This is a genomic window from Thermodesulfobacteriota bacterium, from assembly GCA_040758155.1.
In the GTDB taxonomy this organism is placed as follows: Bacteria; Desulfobacterota; Deferrimicrobia; order Deferrimicrobiales; family Deferrimicrobiaceae; genus UBA2219.
This window is the reverse complement of record JBFLWB010000039.1, coordinates 1,549-15,274: the sequence shown is the minus strand read 5'-3', so window position 1 is coordinate 15,274 and position 13,726 is coordinate 1,549. Positions and strand designations below refer to the sequence as shown.

Below are 13,726 nucleotides of genomic sequence, written 5' to 3'. Positions count from 1 at the left end.
CGATCCCCTTCCACACGGTCGCCACGGACATCCGGACGGGACGGGAGCGGATCTTCTCGAGAGGGAGCGCGGGGGCTGCTGTGCGGGCGAGCTGCTCCATCCCGGGAATATTCCAGCCGGCGAAGATCGACGGGGAGAGCTATGTCGACGGCGGCATCGTCTCCCCGGTCGCGGTGGACGCGGCCCGTCTCCTCGGCGCGGACGTGGTGGTCGCGGTGGACATCTGCGCGGGGGTCGACGGCTCCGTCCCGGAGGGGATCCTCGACATCGTCATCCAGGCGGGCAGCATCATGTACGCCAAGATCGCGGAGGACCAGGATTCCCGGGCGGACGTCGTGATCCGCCCGCAGGTGGGGCACATCTTCGCGGGCGACTTCACGAAGAGACACGAAGCGATCCTCGAGGGGGAGCGCGCCGCGCAGGAGACGGTCCCGAAGATCCTGCGCATACTCGGCAGGCCGAACGCCTGAGAGGTAGGCAGGCCCGGCCCGGTCACTCGTAGTCGCGCGCCAGGTTCTCGAACCGGGTGAACTGGGAAAGGAAAGCGAGCTTGATGTCCTTGATGGGGCCGCTGCGGTTCTTCCCGACGATGATCTCCGCGATCCCCTTCTCCTCCTGCGGCGTCTTCTCCTTGCTGTACATCTCCTCGCGGTAGACGAACAGGATCTGGTCGCTGTCCTGCTCGATCGCCCCGGAATTATGGCTCACGATGCCGTCGGCCAGCCACGATGCGGGTCCCGGGACGGTGAGGTCGAACACCTCCTCCATGCCGTCCGGCCGGATATCGACGACGCGGTCCCAAAACAGTTCGCTTTCCGCCCAGCGCCGGAGGCCATCGTCTTCAAGGATCTCTGCGTATCCCAGCAACACGTCCCGCGATGGAGCGAAGGAAAAGTGGGCGTTTCCCCCGTAGGATGTTCCCCTCATGGCTGCCATGGTGCGTTGAGATATCCCCCGCTCCTGCATCGTCGCCTTCACCTGGAGGAACACCTCGCGCGGTAAAGTATCCGCGTTCGTATTCGGAACCACCGTCTCCAATTCATGGCGAAGCCGCTGCGCGGGCAAGGAGCGAGGACCGAAGGCGCCCACCTTGTCGAGGAAGCCGGCCTGCTGGCCCGCTCCGGAAACATCCACATTGAACACCCGCCTGTATCCCGACTTCCTGACGCAGTGGATCCTTGCGACAATCCCCAGCCGCAACAATAACGCAGCCACGTCGAGCGCAAGCCCCTCGCTTGCGGTGCTGAAGTAGACGCGGGCGGCGCCTTTCGATCCAGGGGCACGGCAACTTATGCAGCCGTCGGTTGCCCAAAGGTGGCGCAACAGAAGCCCGACCTGCTTGTCCCCCAGCCGGAAGACGTCCGCCGGCAACCGTTTTTCGTGGGACCGCTGCCCGTGGATTCCCAAATCCCGCAGCCAGCGGTTCACTCCCGCAGGGCGCCACCGGTTCCCATTCCCGGTGATAAGCAACTGGTGCCAATTTCCCCGTCCGGAGTAACGCTTGATGTCGACGCCGAACGCTCTTCTGGCGGAATCTGCCACCGCCGCGCTGTTCTCTTCCGAAGCAGTCGTGTATCGCATGGGTTGATTGACGAGATAACTGCCGTCGCCGACCAGATGCCCCAGCAGCACGACATGCTCCTCAGGCCAGATCAAGGGAACGTCGGGCTCTGGAACCAAGCGGGCGACCGCGAGCCGATCCCCCGCCTTCAGCTCGCCCACGCGGGTCCAGTCCCCGGCGCCATACAGGCGGTGTTCCGCGGTGGCCCGGATCGTGCGCCCGCTCGCAAGCGACACCCGCAGGACCGGTCTCTCCCCCACCGGCCAGACTTTATCGCTGGCGGCAGCGACGATGCGCCCCTCCGGCGACATGGCCCAGACGTCGACCTGCTTCCCGACCAGATCCCGGATGGGAACCCTGCCGCCCCCTGCGGTCAGGACGAGCGTGTCTCCCGTGACGCACTCCCTCAGGTCCGCCATCTGCGGCCGCTTGTCCTGCCGGCTCTCCACCCCGCGGCTGAGCTGGGAAATGGCGATCACCGGGATGTCGAGCTCCTTGGCCAGCGCCTTCATGGAGCGGGAGATCTCCGACACCTCCTGCACCCGGTTGTCGGGGCTGGAGCGCGCGGAGGAGCCGCGCATGAGCTGCAGGTAGTCGACGATGACCAGCCCGATGTCCTTGTCCTTCTTCAGCCGCCGGGCGCGCGCCTTCAGGTCGAGCACCGACAGCATGCCGGAGTCGTCCGTGTAGATCGGCGCGTCGGAGAGCCGCGCGACGGCCGCCACGAGGCGGTTGATCTCCTCCTGGCCGATCTGCCCGGTCCGCAGCCGCTGGAAGTTGACCCGCGCCTCGGAGGTGATCATGCGCATCGCCAGCTCCTGCCGGCTCATCTCGAGGGAGAAGATGGCGACGGGGACCTTGTGGGCCGTGGCGGCGTTCACCGCGATGTTGAGGCACAGCGCGGTCTTCCCCATCGAGGGGCGCGCCGCGACAACGATCATGTTGGACTTCTGGAACCCCGCGGTGATCTCGTCGAGGTCGACGAAGCCCGTCGGGATGCCGGTGATCCGCTTCTTCTGCTCGTAGGCCCGCTCGATGTCCTTGAGCGCCGCCCGCGCCATCTCGTTCATGGAGAAGTACTTCGGCTTGATCTCCTCCCCCGAGATGGCGAAGATCCGCTCCTCCATGCCGTCGAGGAACTCCCGGAGGTCGCCCACGCCCTGGAAGGCCGCCGCGGAGATCTCCTGGGCGGCGGCGATGGACTTGCGCAGGATCGACTTCTCCTTGACGATCGTCGCGTAGTCGGAGGCGTTCGCCGAGAGAGGAACGGCCGACACGATCTCGGCCAGGTAGGCGAGCCCCCCGATCTGCTGCTCCGCCCCGCGGTCCCGTATGACGGAGGACAGGGTGAGCTGATCGATGGGCCGGCCCGACTCGAACAGGCCGAGCATGGACTCGTAGAGGGTCCGGTGCGCGCCCTGGTAGAAGTCCTCCGGGCGCAGGATCTCCACGACGTCGCTCATGAGGTCGTTGTTCAGGAGCACCGAGGCCAGGACGGCCTGCTCGGCGTGAAGGTTGTGCGGGGGAACCCGGAGGGAGGCGTCGGTGCCGCCTGGCGGCGCGTTGCGCGTACCGTTCATCGACGCCCCCCGTCCGGAGTGCTGCTGCGTATTGCGAAAGCGGGTTCGCCTACTCTTCGGCCACCACGCTGACGGAGACCTCGGGGAGGACGTCGGCCGCCACGCGGACCTTCACCTTGTAGTCGCCGAGCTGCTTGATCGGATCCGCGAGCTGTATCGCCTTGCGGTCCACCTTCATCCCCGCCTTCTCCAGCGCCTCGGCGATGTCCCGCGACGTGACGGCGCCGAACAGCTTCCCTTCCTCCCCCGCCTTCGCGGCCAGGGTGAGGGACATCCCGGAGAGCGTCTCGGCCGTCGCCTCGGCGGCCTTCCGGGCCTTCTTCGCGCGGGTCTCGATCGCCCGCCGGTCATGGTCGAGGGTCTTCATGTTCCGGACATTCGCCAGGAGCGCCATCTGCCGCGGGATGAGGTAGTTCCTTCCGTACCCGTCCGCGACCTTCACGACATCGCCGGCCTTCCCCAGCTTCTCGACGTCCTCGCGCAGGATGACTTTCATCGCCCCACCCCCTACCGGACCTGCGTGGCGGTGAACGGGATCAGCGCCACGATGCGCGCCTTCTTGATCTCCATCGTCAGCTTCCGCTGGTGTTTGGCGCAGTTGCCCGTGATGCGGCGGGGAACGATCTTCCCGCGCTCGGAGACGAACTGCTTGATCATATAGGCGTTTTTATAGTCGATCTGGAGCTCCTTCTCGGCGCAGAAGCGGCAGAACTTCTTCCGGACGTAGCGTCTCTTCCCGCCGGGGCCGCGGTCTTCGCGGGGCCCGGACGACGGCCGGGGCTTGTACGGGGTGCTCATCGGTTCCTTCCTCCTTTATTCCAACCGGTATGTTTTTTTCAGAACGGAATGTCGTCGTCGGGCGGCTCCTGCGACCCGCCCGCGGAGGCGGTGCCTTCCGCGCTCTGGCCGCGGCCGGAACCGGATCCCAGGAACTGGACGTTGTCGGCCACGACCTCGATCTTGCTACGCTTCTGGCCGTCGGTCTCCCAGCTCCGCTGCCGAAGGCGCCCCTCGACCAGGACGGGCCGCCCCTTCGAGAGGTACTCCGCGCAGTTTTCGCCCATCTTGCCGAAGACTACGATGTCGAAGAAGGAGACCTCCTCCTTGACCTCGTTGGTGGCCTTCGACTTGTAACGGGAGTTCACCGCCACGGAAAATCCGGTGACCGCCGTCCCGGAAGGCAGGAAGCGCGTTTCCGGGTCCCGGACCAGGTTCCCCGCCAGGATGACGCGGTTAAACGTGACCATGCGGCGTTCCCTCCATTGCGGGCGGTTGCCTCACTTCCCGGCAGGGGCCGAAGGCGTTTCGGACGCGGGCGCTTCGGTCGGCGCCGGGGCCTCCCCCTGGGGAGCGGCGGCCTTGGCGGGCTTCAGTTCCGCGGTGTGGACGGTGGTCAGGTGGCGCAGGATCCCGTCGAAGATCTTGATGTTGCGCTCCACCTCCTCCACGACGCCGCGGGTGCCTGTGTACAGGAGGAAGGTGTAGAAAGCGTTGCTTCTCTTCCGGATCTGGTAGGCGAGCTTGCGGTTTCCCCAGTCGTCCGTCTTCAGGACCTCGCCCTGGAACGAGGCGACCACCCCCGAAAGCTTCCCGAGGAACTCCTTCCTCTGGTCCTCCGGGAGTTCGGGGTCGAACAGGATGGCGGTTTCATACCTCTTCGGTGTCATCTTGCGGTTTAGCCTCCTTTCGGCTGATCGAGCCCCCGGACGCTTCGCCGGGGGCAAGGAGTATGTTCCCCGCCGGAGGGTCCGGCCGGGGTTTGCGCGGCTTCACGTTCCACCGCGTCATGGCCTTGTCGAAACCGAGCCGGGCGATGTCGCCCAGCGCGGCGCAGGCGGCCGCGACCGCCTCTTCGAACGCCCCCCTCGATGCGGGATCGGGGGGGTGCAGCACGTACTCGGCGGGGTCCACCCCTTCCGGGGGCCTTCCGATCCCCACGCGGACCCTGAGGAACTCGAGGGTGCCCAGGTGCTCCCGCAGCGATTTCAGCCCGTTGTGTCCGCCGGTGCCGCCGCCGCGCTTGAGCCGCACGGCGCCCGCCGGGAGGTCGAGGTCGTCGTGGACGACCACCAGGTCTTCCGGCCCCTCCGCGAGCTTCCGGTACAAGGGGCCCAACGCCGCGCCGGACAAATTCATGAACGTCATCGGCTTGACGAGGAGGACCCGGCGCCCCTCCAGCTCGCACTCCGCGCGCTCGGCCTCGCCGGACACCCGCCATCGAACGCCCGACCCGGAGGCGAGACGGTCGACCGCGAGAAATCCCGCGTTGTGGAGCGTGGCCTGGTACTTCCGCCCCGGGTTCCCCAGTCCGACGACGAGGCGCGTGGGCTGCTCTCCTTACTTTTCCTTCTTTTCCTTCTTCGCGGGCTCTTTCGCGGCCTCTTCCTTCTCGCCGCCCTCCGCCACGCTTGCGCCCTCTGCCGCCTCGCCTTCGACCGCCTCGACCGCCGCCGGGGCCGCTTCGGCCTTCGGCGTGTGGACCGCCGCGACGGGCATCTTCAGGTCCTTCTCCGTGGGGACGACGCCCGGCGGGAACTGGAGGTTTCCGAGCGACAGCGATTGCCCGATGCCGAGGGAGCTGACGTCGGCCTCGATGAACTCGGGCACCTGGTCCGGCGTGCACTCGACCTCGAGGCTGCGCATGACCACTTCGAGGATGCCGCCCAGCTCGATGCCCGCCGCCTTCCCGCGGATCCGGATCGGCACCTCGACGCGGAACTTCTGACCGAGCGCCACCTCGTAGAAGTCGACGTGGGTCACCTGGTCGGTTCGGGGGTTGGTCTGCACCTCCTTGAGGACGGCGAACGACTCCTTCCCGTCCCCGCCGTCCCGGACGGTCATCTTCACGATCACCGTCCCGCGCCGCGCGGTGTCGAGGAACTTCTCGAGCGGCTTCCGCTCGAACTCGATCGACCGCGTCTCGAGACCCCTTCCGTAGATGACGCCGGGAACCCGCCCCGCGGCGCGACGTTTCCGGTTGATCTCTTTCCCCGTATCGCGGCGGCGCTCCGCCGCCAACTCCATCATTGCCATCTTCCCTTCCCTCCTGGCCTAAACGAACAGCGAGCTGACCGAATCCTGGAAATGGATCCTCTTGATGGCCTCCCCGAGGAGGGGCGCCACGGAGAGGACGCGGATCTTCCGGCACAAAGATTTCTCCCCCAGCGGGATCGTGTTCGTTACGACGAGCTCCTCGAGCTGGGAGTTTTCGAGCCGCTCGATGGCCGGCCCCGACAGGACCGCGTGGGTGGCGCAGGCGTAGATGTGCTTCGCCCCCTTGGCGCGAAGCGCCTCGGCGGACTGGACCAGCGTTCCCGCCGTGTCCACCATGTCGTCAACCATCACCGCCGTCTTCCCATCGACCTCGCCGATGATGTTCATCACCTGGGCGACGTTCGGCCCCTCGCGCCGCTTGTCGATGATGGCGAGGGAGGCGTTCAGCCGCTTGGCCATCGCCCGGGCGCGCTCCACCCCGCCGGCGTCGGGGGAAACCATGACGATGTCGTTCCGGTAGTTCGCCTTGATGTAATCGAGGATCACCGGGGAGGAGTACAGGTGGTCGACCGGGATGTTGAAGAACCCCTGGATCTGGCCGGCGTGGAGGTCCATCGTCAGCACCCGGGAGACGCCCGCCGCCGCCAGGAGGTCCGCGATGAGCTTCGCGGTGATGGGCGCCCGGGGGAGGACCTTCCGGTCCTGCCGCGCGTATCCGTAGTACGGCAGCACCGCGGTCACCCGCTTCGCCGACGCGCGCTTCAGGGCGTCCATCAGCACCAGCAGCTCCATGAGATGGTCGTTCACCGGGGGGCAGGTGGGCTGGATGAGGAACACGTCCACTCCCCGCACGTTGTCCCGGATCTCGACGTTGATCTCGCCGTCGCTGAAACGCTTCACCATCGCGGAGCCCAGCGGGATGCAGAGGTACGCGCAGATTTCCTTCGCCAGTTCCGGGTTGGCGTTCCCGGTGAAAATCTTTAATCTGGTCACACGGTTCCCCTGTTGGAGGAGGCTTCCTGCCGAAAGAAGTGAATACTATAACGAAAGCGGGCTCGTTGGCAAGCGGTATTCTGGCTGGGAGGGAAGGGGTCGAACCTTCACATGCGGCTCCAAAGGCCGCTGTCCTGCCATTAGACGACCTCCCAGCTTACCGCTGGATATTAGCGGGAGGCCGCCGCATCGTCAAGGCCGGCGCCCATCCAGCGTTCGTACTCCCCGATCACCGCCTCCTCGATCATTCGTCGGGTCTCGTTATTCAGCGGGTGGGCCATGTCCCTATATGTCCCGTCCTTGGATTTCTTGCTCGGCATGGCGATGAACAACCCGTTGGGCCCGCGGATGACCTTCAGATCGCGGACGACGAAGCAGTCGTCCAGGATGATCGTCGCGTACCCCTTGAGCTTCTCGTTGTCCGACACGGGGAATACCCTCACCTCGGTGATGCGCATTGCTGCCTCCTTCCTCCGACATTCCCTGCCGATGCGATGCTCCTCGCGACGAAGCATCTCATCCCGTCTCCCCCGCCTCCCTTCAGCCGCCCGGCGGCGCCCCTTGCGTCCTCCTCGGAAGGGAACAGGCCGAATACCGCAGACCCGCTCCCCGACAGTCCGGCGGCCAGCGCGCCGGCGGCCTTGAGCTCTCTTTTCAACCCGCCGATTTCCGGGTACTCCGCGGCCCACGCCTTTTCGAAATCGTTCCGGACGAAGGACGCCAGATCCGAAAAATCCCGGAACGACGGGATATTTCCCTTCGGAGGCGGTTCCATGGCACCGCGCCGGAGCCGCCCGTAGCCCTCCCGCGTGGAAAGCCCGAAGGAAGGCAGGACGATGACGGCGTGGAACGGGACTTCCCACGTCATCGGGGAAAGCCGTTCCCCGTATCCTTCCACCAGCGCCGCCCCGCCCAAAGTGAAGAACGGGACATCCGCCCCCACGCGAGCCGCCATGGAAAGGAGCTCTTCCTGCGACGGGCGCCTCCCCGTGAGCGCGCAGAGCCCTTTCAGCGTCGCGGCCGCGTCGGAGCTTCCCCCTCCGAGCCCCGCTTCGGAGGGGATCCCTTTCCGGAGCCGTATCCGCACTCCGGTCGGTTCCCCCGCCCATTCCCGGAAGAGCGACGCCGCGCGGTGGCAGCTGTTGCCCTCGTCCTTGGGGATCCCGGGAGCGTCGCACTCCACGGAAACCCCGTCGGTCGACCCCTCGACGGTCACTTCGTCGTAGAGGGAGACCGGGACCATGACGGAACGGATGTCGTGGAATCCGTCCGACCGTTTTCCGAATACCTCAAGAGACAGGTTCAGCTTGGCGGGGGCCAGGAAGGTTATTGCGGCGGAAGCATTCAAGGAAACGCCTTTTCAAACGCCGTTTTTATTATCGTTTATCATGAGGAGGCCCCGCGTGTCAATATACCTGGGACAAATGAGGAATATTCATCAAACACGATTTTATACTGTAAAAATAAAACGTGCGGGGACGTCGGAAAAGGCGCCCCCGCACGGTGTTGTTCCGCTATCGCTTCACTTCGATGTGCGCCAGCTTCTCGTAGTACTTCGCCAGGCTGCAATGGTCCATGTCGCCCTGCCCGTCGACTTTCAGCGCCTGCATCATCTCCATGACGGAGGCGGTCAGCGGGAGCGGCACGCCGATCTCCCGGGAGGTCTCCAGCACGTTCCCGAGGTCCTTGATGTGGAGGTTGATCCGGAAGCCCGGATTGAACTTGCGGTCCATGACCAGCGGCGCCTTCGCGTCGAGCACCGTGCTCCCCGCCAGCCCTCCCCGGATGGCCTGGTAGACCAGCTCCGGCTGCACCCCGGCCTTCGCCGCCAGGACCAGCGCCTCGGACATGGCGGCGATGTTCAGGGCGACGATGACCTGGTTTGCCAGCTTGGTGATGTTGCCGGCGCCGATGTCGCCCGTCCGCACCACGGAGCCCGCCATGGCCTTCATGATGGGGTACCACTTGTCGAATACTTCCTGTTTTCCGCCGACCATGACCGACAGCGTCCCGTCGACGGCCTTCGGCTCGCCGCCGCTGACCGGCGCGTCGAGCATCTCCATCCCCTTCTCCGCCAGCTTCGCGGCGATCTCCCGACTGGCCAGCGGCGCGATCGAGCTCATGTCGATGAGGGTCTTGCCGGGGGCGCCCCCTTCGAGGACGCCGTCCGGTCCGAGGACGGCCGCCTTCACGTGCGGCGAGTTCGGGAGCATGGTGATGACGACCTCGCACCGCTGTGCCACTTCCTTCGGCGAGGAAGCCGTTTCCGCGCCCAGGCCCGCAAGCTCCTTCACAGGGGCGGGATTGATGTCGTGCACGACCAGCGCGTGCCCCGCCTTGATCAGGTTCTTCGCCATCGGCCGACCCATGATGCCGAGCCCGATAAAGCCCGTCTTCATCGCTTGTCTCCTTCCGTCCGCTGCCCCCTTCCGTCGCGGATCGCGGCCGTTACTGGATCGAGATTTTCAGGTCCTTGATGATCTTGGCATAATCGTCGGTGGCCTGCTTGATGAACTTGGCGTACTCTTCGCTGCCCATGAACATGACGGGCTGGTTCATGTTCGCCATCGCCTGCTTGAACTCGGGATCCTCGGAGACCTTCTTCAAGGTGCTCTCCAGGTACTTTATGACTTCCTTCGGGGTGCCGGCAGGCGCCGCGACGCCCTTCACGGAACCCCAGGTGGCCACGTCAAATCCCTGCTCCCTCAGCGTCGGAACGTTGGGCATCGACGGGTCACGCTCCGGAAGCGCAACGCCGATCGCCTTGAACCGCCCGGCCTTGATGTGGGGAAGGATTTCCGAAGGATGGCCGCCGCCGATCATCAGATGCCCCCCGGCCAGCGCCGTCGTGGCCTCGGCGCCTCCCGAGAAGGGAACCGTGACGATCTGGATCCCCGCCGTCTTGCCCAGCGCGGTCAGGGCCAGGTCGACCGCCCCGGCCTTGACGGAGACCGCGGTGGTGACTGGCTTGTTCTCCTTCTTGGCCCACGCGACCATTTCCTTGACCGAGTTGAACTGGGAGTTCGCGCCGGTGACAATGGCCACGGAGTGGATGGAGAGCCTCGCCACTGCGGCCAGGTCCTGCGGCGCATAGGGCATCTTCTGGAGCGACGGCATGACGATGTCGTGCCCGGAGCCGTAGCCGAAGTACAGGGTGTAGCCGTCGGGCTTCGAGCGAACCACGACTTCCGTCCCGACCACGCCGCCGCCGCCCGGCTTGTTGACGATTACCAACGGCTGCTTCGAATATTTCGGCCAGACCTTCTCCACGGCCCTGGCGAGCAGGTCGGTGGACCCTCCCGGGCCGAAGGGGACCACGCCGGTGATCGGTTTCGACGGGAACTCCTCCGCGGACGCGAGCGCGGCGAAGACCACGATCGATGCGACCAGCAGTGCGACGAACAATGCGGTGGTTCTTTTCATCTCTCTTCTCCTTTCAAGGATTTTGTGGAGAGGCGGTTGTAGATCATCCATGCGGACTGTCCGACGGCGAGGACCGCGAACAGGCCGATCAAGGCAAGGGAGATCGGGCGGGAAAGGAAGATCGAGAAACTTCCCCCGGAAATGAGCAACGACTGGCGCATCGACTGCTCTATCATGGGGCCCAGCACGAAGGCAAGCACCAGGGGGCCCGGCTCGAACCGGAGCTTGCGCAGGAGGTAGCCGAACAGCCCGAACGCGAGCAGCGTGTATATGTCGAATGCCTGTCCCTGGATGCTGTAGGAGCCGATGACGGTGAACAGGATGATGACCGGCCCCATGATCCCGAAAGGAACCCGCGTGAGCTGCGCCCACAGCCCCACCAGCGGGAGGTTCAGCACCAGCAGCATGACGTTGCCGAGGTACATCGAGGCGATCACGCCCCAGAAGACCTCGGGGTGCTCCTGGATGAGGAACGGGCCGGGGGTGATTCCCTTGATCATCAGGGCGGCGAAGATCATCGCGATGGAGGCGTTCCCGGGGATGCCCAGCGTCAGCAGCGGGATGAACGACGAGCTCGACGCCGCGTTGTTCGCCGACTCGGGGCCCGCCACCCCCTCGATCGCGCCCTCCCCGAACTCCGCGGGGTTCTTCGCGACCTTCTTCTCCACCGCGTAGGAGACCAGCGAGGAGATGACCGCGCCGCCGCCCGGGATCACGCCGACGAAGAAGCCGATCAGGGTGCCGCGCAGGATCGCCATCCGGGACGCCGCCCAGTCCTTCAGCGTGGGCCAGACCTGCCCCACCTTCGTGGTCGCGACCTCAGCCTTTACGGCGGATTCGAGCCCGACGAAGATCTCTCCCAGCCCGAACACGCCCATGGCGAGCGTGACGAAGTCGAACCCGCTCTGCAGCTCGATGACGCCGAAGGAGAAGCGCGTCTTGCCGGAGATGGGGTCCAGCCCCACCGAGGCCAGGAGCAGCCCCATCGCCATCATCACGAGACCCTTGACGATGGAGGAGCCCGACAGGGTCACCGCCATCAGCAGCCCGACGACGGCCAGGGAGAATTTCTCCGGCGGGCCGAAGCTCAGCGCGAACTTGGCGATCGCCGGGGCGAACAGCGTCATGCCGACGATGCCGATCGTCCCGGCGACGAACGATCCGATGGCGGCGATGCCCAGCGCCGCGCCGGCCCGCCCCTTCTTCGCCATCTTGTAACCGTCTATGCAGGTGACGACCGACGCCGCCTCCCCCGGGAGGTTCAGCAGGATCGACGTGGTGGAGCCCCCGTACATCGAACCGTAGAAGATCCCGGCCATCAGGATGATGGCCGTGACGGGAGAGTCGACGACATAGATGGCGGGCAGCAGGAGGGCGATCGTGGCGGCGGGGCCCAGCCCGGGGAGGACGCCGATGGCGGTGCCGACCAGCGCGCCGAGGAAGGCGAAGAGGACGTTGATGGGGGTCAGCGCGATTCCGAAGCCGCCGATCAGTCCGCCGATGGTTTCCATCCCGCCCCTCCTCTCAGGACCACCAGGAACCGGACGGCAGGAACACCTTGAGGAGGCGGGCGAACAGCACGTACATGAACGCCGCGCTCGCCGCGGAGACGATCGCGGCCTTCGCCCACCCTTCCCGCTCCACGATCTTCTGCCAGCCGACCATGAACAGCGCGGTGGAGAGGATGTAGCCGGCCTTCTCGAACAGCCAGGCGTAGAGGACCACCAGAAGGATCCCCGGGAGCAGCCTCGCGAGGACCATGTCCCGCTCCGCGCGCTTTTCGGCCGCCGCCTCCGCGGCGTCCCCTTCCCCGGCCTTCGGACGGTGCGGCTTTTCCAGGAGGACCTTGACGTACCAGACGGCGCCCAGCACCGAGAGGACAACGCCGATGCAGAACGGGAGGAAGCCCGCGCCGGGCATGATCATCATCCCCAGCTTCAGGTAATGGTGGGAGTAGAAAGCGACGAAGATCCCGAAGGCGATCAGGAGGACCGCGGAAACCTTCTCCGCCCCGCCGTGCCCCGCCCTACCCATCCAGCGCGCCCATCCCGGCCAGGATGTCCCGCAGCTTCGCCCGGTTGGCCTCCGTGCAGGGGCCGTTCGGCCGGATCGGCTCCCCCACTTCAAGACCGAGCAGGTTCAGCGCGTCCTTGATCACCACCGGGAAGCTCCCCAGGTTGAACGCCAGCCGAAGGGGGGCCAGCCTGAACTGGGCTTCCAGCGCCCCCGCCAGGTCGCCGGACCGGAACTTGTCGTAGATCTCCACCACGAGGGAGGGGACGACGTTGGCCGTCGCGGCGACGCAGCCGACCCCTCCGTACGCGAGCGTCCCGAGGATCATGATATCCCTGCCGGCCATGACCCGGAATCCCTTCCCGCGCGTCCGGCGGATGTATTCCGCCGTCAGCACCAGGTCGCCGCTGCTGTCCTTCGCCCCGACGATGTTGGGGACGTCGGCCAGCCGCTCGATCAGCGCCGCCGAGATGTTGACGTTCATCCGGTCGGGATTGTTGTAGAGCAGCACCGGCAGGGCGACCGAGTCCGCGACCGCCCGGAAATGGCGGTACAGCTCCTCGTCGTTGGGGGAGAGGAACATCGGCGGGAGCATCGTGACGGCCTGCGCCCCCTCCTCCGCGGCCATCCTTGCCCCCTGGATGCACTCCCGGGTGGAGATCGCCCCGATCCCCGCGTAGACCGGGACGCGCCCCTTCGCCTGGTCGACGGTGATCCGCACGGCGCGCCGCTGCTGCTCCGGGTCGAGCCCGAAGAACTCCCCGGTGCTTCCGAGCGACAGGATGCCGTGCACGCCGCCGGCGACGACGTGGTCGACCATCCGCCGCAGGCTGCGCTCGTCCACCCGCTCGTCGCGGTCCACCGGGGTGACGATGGGCGGGATGACTCCGCGGATGAAGCTCGTGTCCATGGCCCTCCCCCTCTTCAGCGCACCATGCAGGGGCGCTTGTTGTCGAATTTCCAGCCCGGGATCAGGTACTGCATGGTCTTCGCGTCGTCGCGGGCGCCCAGAGCCTTCTCCTTGTAGAGCCTGTGCGCCTCCTCGATCCGATCCATGTCGGGGGCGATCCCCAGCCCCGGGGACTCGGGGACGGCGACCTTCCCGCCGGCGATCCGCAGCGGCTCGCGGGTGAGCCGCTGGCCGTCCTGCCAGATCCAGTGC

General features: G+C 66.1%; 17 protein-coding genes and 1 tRNA gene. 1 reads left to right on the top strand and 17 read right to left on the bottom strand.

Annotation, left to right across the window (positions count from 1 at the left end):
* Positions 1 to 470: patatin-like phospholipase family protein (locus AB1346_02445; protein MEW6719290.1), on the top strand; the 470-nt coding region annotated here is incomplete at its 5' end.
* 22 nt (positions 471 to 492) lie between these two features.
* Here the strand turns inward: AB1346_02445 and AB1346_02440 are convergent.
* The 17 genes from AB1346_02440 to gudD form a co-directional block, all read right to left on the bottom strand.
* Complete coding sequence (locus AB1346_02440) at positions 493 to 3,141, bottom strand: replicative DNA helicase (GenBank protein ID MEW6719289.1); 2,649 nt, start codon at positions 3,139 to 3,141, stop codon at positions 493 to 495.
* A gap of 49 nt (positions 3,142 to 3,190) precedes the next feature.
* Entirely contained in the window at positions 3,191 to 3,637 is a 447-nt protein-coding gene (gene rplI, locus AB1346_02435) for a 50S ribosomal protein L9 (GenBank protein MEW6719288.1), read from the bottom strand.
* An 11-nt stretch (positions 3,638 to 3,648) separates the two neighbouring features.
* Positions 3,649 to 3,939: a 30S ribosomal protein S18 gene (rpsR, locus tag AB1346_02430; GenBank protein MEW6719287.1), complete on the bottom strand. Its 291-nt coding sequence runs from the start codon at positions 3,937 to 3,939 to the stop codon at positions 3,649 to 3,651.
* A 38-nt stretch (positions 3,940 to 3,977) separates the two neighbouring features.
* On the bottom strand, positions 3,978 to 4,388 hold the full coding sequence (locus AB1346_02425) for a single-stranded DNA-binding protein (protein MEW6719286.1): 411 nt from the start codon (positions 4,386 to 4,388) through the stop codon (positions 3,978 to 3,980).
* Between the two features lie 30 nt (positions 4,389 to 4,418).
* On the bottom strand, positions 4,419 to 4,808 hold the full coding sequence (rpsF, locus tag AB1346_02420) for a 30S ribosomal protein S6 (protein MEW6719285.1): 390 nt from the start codon (positions 4,806 to 4,808) through the stop codon (positions 4,419 to 4,421).
* Positions 4,789 to 5,448 (bottom strand): aminoacyl-tRNA hydrolase, encoded by a 660-nt coding sequence (gene pth / locus AB1346_02415; protein ID MEW6719284.1) that lies wholly within the window; start codon positions 5,446 to 5,448, stop codon positions 4,789 to 4,791. Before pth ends, rpsF begins: the two co-directional genes overlap by 20 nt.
* Positions 5,449 to 5,478: 30 nt before the next feature.
* Complete coding sequence (locus AB1346_02410; GenBank protein MEW6719283.1) at positions 5,479 to 6,174, bottom strand: 50S ribosomal protein L25; 696 nt, start codon at positions 6,172 to 6,174, stop codon at positions 5,479 to 5,481.
* Between the two features lie 18 nt (positions 6,175 to 6,192).
* Complete coding sequence (locus AB1346_02405; protein MEW6719282.1) at positions 6,193 to 7,128, bottom strand: ribose-phosphate pyrophosphokinase; 936 nt, start codon at positions 7,126 to 7,128, stop codon at positions 6,193 to 6,195.
* An 81-nt stretch (positions 7,129 to 7,209) separates the two neighbouring features.
* Positions 7,210 to 7,283, bottom strand: a tRNA-Gln gene (locus tag AB1346_02400).
* A gap of 15 nt (positions 7,284 to 7,298) precedes the next feature.
* A complete protein-coding gene (gene spoVG, locus AB1346_02395; protein MEW6719281.1) occupies positions 7,299 to 7,586 on the bottom strand; it encodes a septation regulator SpoVG in 288 nt (95 codons plus the stop codon).
* Positions 7,568 to 8,476 carry a 4-(cytidine 5'-diphospho)-2-C-methyl-D-erythritol kinase gene (gene ispE / locus AB1346_02390; protein ID MEW6719280.1) on the bottom strand — a complete coding sequence of 303 codons (909 nt, stop codon included), beginning with the start codon at positions 8,474 to 8,476 and terminating at the stop codon, positions 7,568 to 7,570. Before ispE ends, spoVG begins: the two co-directional genes overlap by 19 nt.
* A gap of 166 nt (positions 8,477 to 8,642) precedes the next feature.
* Positions 8,643 to 9,527 carry a 2-hydroxy-3-oxopropionate reductase gene (garR, locus tag AB1346_02385; protein MEW6719279.1) on the bottom strand — a complete coding sequence of 295 codons (885 nt, stop codon included), beginning with the start codon at positions 9,525 to 9,527 and terminating at the stop codon, positions 8,643 to 8,645.
* Positions 9,528 to 9,576: 49 nt separating this feature from the next.
* Positions 9,577 to 10,551 carry a tripartite tricarboxylate transporter substrate binding protein gene (locus AB1346_02380; GenBank protein ID MEW6719278.1) on the bottom strand — a complete coding sequence of 325 codons (975 nt, stop codon included), beginning with the start codon at positions 10,549 to 10,551 and terminating at the stop codon, positions 9,577 to 9,579.
* On the bottom strand, positions 10,548 to 12,062 hold the full coding sequence (locus tag AB1346_02375) for a tripartite tricarboxylate transporter permease (protein ID MEW6719277.1): 1,515 nt from the start codon (positions 12,060 to 12,062) through the stop codon (positions 10,548 to 10,550). The genes AB1346_02380 and AB1346_02375 overlap by 4 nt, the downstream gene beginning before the upstream one ends.
* A gap of 13 nt (positions 12,063 to 12,075) precedes the next feature.
* A complete protein-coding gene (locus AB1346_02370) occupies positions 12,076 to 12,585 on the bottom strand; it encodes a tripartite tricarboxylate transporter TctB family protein (protein ID MEW6719276.1) in 510 nt (169 codons plus the stop codon).
* Positions 12,578 to 13,474, bottom strand: coding sequence for a 4-hydroxy-tetrahydrodipicolinate synthase (dapA, locus tag AB1346_02365; protein MEW6719275.1), 897 nt, complete (start codon positions 13,472 to 13,474; stop codon positions 12,578 to 12,580). Before dapA ends, AB1346_02370 begins: the two co-directional genes overlap by 8 nt.
* Before the next feature lie 14 nt (positions 13,475 to 13,488).
* Positions 13,489 to 13,726, bottom strand: a 238-nt coding sequence (gene gudD, locus AB1346_02360; GenBank protein ID MEW6719274.1) for a glucarate dehydratase, incomplete at its 5' end; no start/stop codon positions are given.

Coding starts and splice junctions, on each gene's coding strand:
- AB1346_02440 (MEW6719289.1), bottom strand. CDS start 3,141: ATGAACGGTACGCGCAACGCGCCGCCAGGCGGCACCGACGCCTCCCTC.
- rplI (MEW6719288.1), bottom strand. CDS start 3,637: ATGAAAGTCATCCTGCGCGAGGACGTCGAGAAGCTGGGGAAGGCCGGC.
- rpsR (MEW6719287.1), bottom strand. CDS start 3,939: ATGAGCACCCCGTACAAGCCCCGGCCGTCGTCCGGGCCCCGCGAAGAC.
- AB1346_02425 (MEW6719286.1), bottom strand. CDS start 4,388: ATGGTCACGTTTAACCGCGTCATCCTGGCGGGGAACCTGGTCCGGGAC.
- rpsF (MEW6719285.1), bottom strand. CDS start 4,808: ATGACACCGAAGAGGTATGAAACCGCCATCCTGTTCGACCCCGAACTC.
- AB1346_02410 (MEW6719283.1), bottom strand. CDS start 6,174: ATGGCAATGATGGAGTTGGCGGCGGAGCGCCGCCGCGATACGGGGAAA.
- spoVG (MEW6719281.1), bottom strand. CDS start 7,586: ATGCGCATCACCGAGGTGAGGGTATTCCCCGTGTCGGACAACGAGAAG.
- garR (MEW6719279.1), bottom strand. CDS start 9,527: ATGAAGACGGGCTTTATCGGGCTCGGCATCATGGGTCGGCCGATGGCG.
- AB1346_02380 (MEW6719278.1), bottom strand. CDS start 10,551: ATGAAAAGAACCACCGCATTGTTCGTCGCACTGCTGGTCGCATCGATC.
- AB1346_02375 (MEW6719277.1), bottom strand. CDS start 12,062: ATGGAAACCATCGGCGGACTGATCGGCGGCTTCGGAATCGCGCTGACC.
- AB1346_02370 (MEW6719276.1), bottom strand. CDS start 12,585: ATGGGTAGGGCGGGGCACGGCGGGGCGGAGAAGGTTTCCGCGGTCCTC.
- dapA (MEW6719275.1), bottom strand. CDS start 13,474: ATGGACACGAGCTTCATCCGCGGAGTCATCCCGCCCATCGTCACCCCG.